At 58.9% G+C, this 3,193-nt stretch carries 3 protein-coding genes; 1 reads left to right on the plus strand and 2 read right to left on the minus strand.

The window, feature by feature from the left end; all coding sequences use genetic code 11:
• Positions 1 to 137: 137 nt before the first annotated feature.
• The gene (locus tag AC2FNN_RS21275) at positions 138 to 1,145 is read right to left on the minus strand and encodes a D-cysteine desulfhydrase family protein (protein WP_496760471.1); all 1,008 of its coding nucleotides are present in this window, start codon (positions 1,143 to 1,145) and stop codon (positions 138 to 140) included.
• Between the two features lie 205 nt (positions 1,146 to 1,350).
• On the minus strand, positions 1,351 to 2,043 hold the full coding sequence (locus tag AC2FNN_RS21280) for a Crp/Fnr family transcriptional regulator (RefSeq protein WP_496760473.1): 693 nt from the start codon (positions 2,041 to 2,043) through the stop codon (positions 1,351 to 1,353).
• Positions 2,044 to 2,230: 187 nt separating this feature from the next.
• Between AC2FNN_RS21280 and hemA the strand changes: the two genes are divergently transcribed.
• Positions 2,231 to 3,193: 5-aminolevulinate synthase (hemA, locus tag AC2FNN_RS21285; protein WP_496760475.1), on the plus strand; the 963-nt coding region annotated here is incomplete at its 3' end.

Genomic DNA, 3,193 nt, shown 5'->3' on the forward strand with positions numbered 1-3,193 from the left:
CCCGCGATGTCGCGCGTGCCATGTCTTTGCTCAATCACTCGAAAGTGTCGTAAAGTATTTTCCCACCAGTTCGGCGGGCAACACCCTTCCATCCTTCCCGTCGCCCCGTAGGACCACAGGCGCAATGCTTCGCTGCGTCAACTCGGTTGCAACTCGTCCTGATATCCGAACAACGCCGGTTGGCCACCTGTGTGCAGCAATACAACTTTCTGGCCTTTGCCGATGACGCCTTGTTCAAGCAGTCCAAGAAGCCCCGCAAAGGTTTTGGCAGAATAAACAGGGTCAAGAAAGATGCCCTCGGAGCGCGCCATCAGGGTCAATGCCTCGCGGGTTGCCCGACCGATCCGCCCATATCCTGGTGCCAGGGCGCCGTCCCAAGTATAGATGTCTTCCATGACCAAAGCAGGGTCGAAACCCATCATGGTCGCCAATCGCCCCAGGACCTTTTGCAGACGCGCGTGCTGCTGGTTCTGATCGCGACGCACGCATATGCCGTAGACAGGCGCAGACTGTCCAACCAAACGCAATCCGGCCAGGAACCCGCCATGGGTTGCCCCGCTTCCAGACGGCACCACCGCGGCGTCAAAATCGCTGATCTGTGTATGCAACTCGGCCGCCCCCGCCACATAGCCCAATGCCCCCAGCGGAGGGTGATCGATGCCCAGATGGATCACGTATGGTTTTCGACCCATGGCAACCAGTTCCTCGGCGCGTTCGTGAAGAGCGCCGTCAGCGCCCGCCTCGTCCTCGCCCTTGGGATAGCCAATATGTTCCGCCCCCAGAAGCTGTGCCAGAAGAACATTTCCGGATCGATGGTAGTATTCGCCCATATTCGTCACGCGGTCTTCCAATTGAAGAACGGATGACATTCCCAGCTTTGCCGCAGCAGCTGCCGCAGTGCGCACGAAATTGGATTGCACGGCACCTGTGATCAGGATGGTGTCCGCCCGCTGCCTCAGCGCCTCACCCATATAAAACTCCAATTGGCGGGTCTTGTTTCCGCCGAAACTGAGCCCGGTCAGGTCGTCGCGCTTGATCCACAGATCCAGCCCCAGTTGGTCAGAAAGACGCTCAAGCCGTTCGACCGGGGTGACCGATGTCATCAACCTTGCGCGGGGATAGTTTGAAAGCGCTGCGTCTATCATGGACCCGATACCCCTTCATTTTCATGCAAACGACTTGTGCCGATGGATGGCACTGCTGATCAGGATAATGAGGTTTTGGAAAACGTGGAAGGCAGCCGGTCACGCGCAATAGCGCCTGACTGAGCCCCTGTTGGAGCGGGCCAGCTCCGGATCATGGGTTTTCCGTGAAATTGCAGCTCAGGCGGGTCTGGCCGCCGGTGATCATTCACCTCTCACTGGTGTCGCTTTCGGCGTAGTTGCGCAAATCGTCCATGTCAGCGATATCCGCGTGGTTCCTGTTGATCTTGACGCCAACAGGTTTCAACCGCGAAAACGCGCGGCTCAGGCTTTCGGGCTTCATCCCAAGACGTCCGGCGATCAGCATCTTGTCGTAAGGCAGTTCCACCTCGCAGCGACCGGAATCGCGATCGCACAGGTTCAACAGAAACTCTGCAACGCGTTGCGCCCCGGTTTGCGCCTTCAATTGCTCCAGCTGCGCCACCAGAGCATGCAGATGCGTGAACGTCGCAGCCAGAATTGAAACGCCGATTTCCGGGTCTTCCTTCATGAGGGACAGCAGCACCGGGCTGGGAATGTGCATCACTTCACAGGCTGAGACGGCTTCGGCGGACACGGGATACGGCACGTTGCGCAGCGCAACGGCCTCACCAAAGCTTTCTCCGCGGGTGAAAACGCTCACCACCGCTTCCGCCCCGGTCGGAGCGATACGGAACAGCTTGACCCAACCTGCCAGCACAACGTGCACGGCCTTGGCTTCTTCCTCTTGCAGAAAGATCGTCTCGCCACGGTCATATTGCCGCCAAATCGCTTGCCGCAGCAAAGTATCCACGTGCTGGTCCGGCAGGCTGCGCAGAAGCAGAGACTGCCGCGCAATCGCCTTTTGTGCCTCGTGTGACATGAAGGCACTCCCTTCTTCATCCAGTCCGGGCGGTGGCCCGGGATATCATCCCCAATGCCCTGCTATGCCAAAGCCGGCGTGGCAGTGCCAGCCTTTTTCTTGAAGATCAACTTGACAATTGTCATGTTGCGGGACTCGTCACTGTCCTAGGGTCGGTTCACAGCCAGTTATCCGGGGAGCATGTCAGATGGATTTCGAGCGATTTTTCAGCCAGAGCCTCGACGCTTTGAAAGATGAAGGGAACTATCGGGTTTTCATCGACTTGCAGCGACGTTGCGGAGCCTTCCCGAACGCTCGCCAGACCGATGGGTCAATTCAGCGGGATGTACGCATCTGGTGCTCGAATGACTACCTTGGAATGGGGCAGCACCCTGCGGTCATCAACGCCATGCACGATGCGCTGGAGCGTTGTGGCGCCGGTGCAGGCGGGACGCGCAACATCTCGGGCACAACGCATGATCACGTTCTGCTTGAGGCAGAATTGGCAGATCTACATGGCAAAGAGGCCGCTTTGCTGTTCACTTCGGGCTATGTGTCAAACTGGGCCGCTCTGGGAACGCTGGCTGCGAAGATCCCCGGTTTGATCGTTTTCTCTGATGCGCTGAACCATGCCTCGATGATCGAAGGCATCCGCCACTCACGGGCGCAGAAGGTGATCTGGAACCATAACGACCTTGCGGATCTGGAGGCCAAACTGGCCGCCGCCGATCCAGACGCGCCCAAGATGATCGCCTTTGAATCGGTCTATTCCATGGATGGTGACATCGCGCCGATCAAGGAAATCTGCGACCTGGCCGACAAATACGGCGCGATGACCTATCTGGATGAGGTTCACGCCGTCGGCCTCTATGGCCCGCGCGGCGGTGGCATTGCCGAGCGCGAGGGCCTGATGGATCGCCTGACCGTGATCGAAGGCACGCTGGGCAAGGCCTTCGGCGTGGTCGGCGGCTACATCGCAGCCTCGGCCGCGCTGTGCGATTTCGTTCGCAGCTTTGCCAGCGGCTTCATCTTCACCACTGCCTTGCCACCTTCGATCGCGGCCGGTGCTGCCGCATCTATCCGGCATCTGAAGCAGTCCAGCGCCGAGCGTGATCTGCAAAAAGCCCGTGTGGATCAGGTGCGCGCCCGTCTGGATGCGGAAGGAATTCCG

The organism is Ruegeria sp. BHSA118, assembly GCF_059613405.1.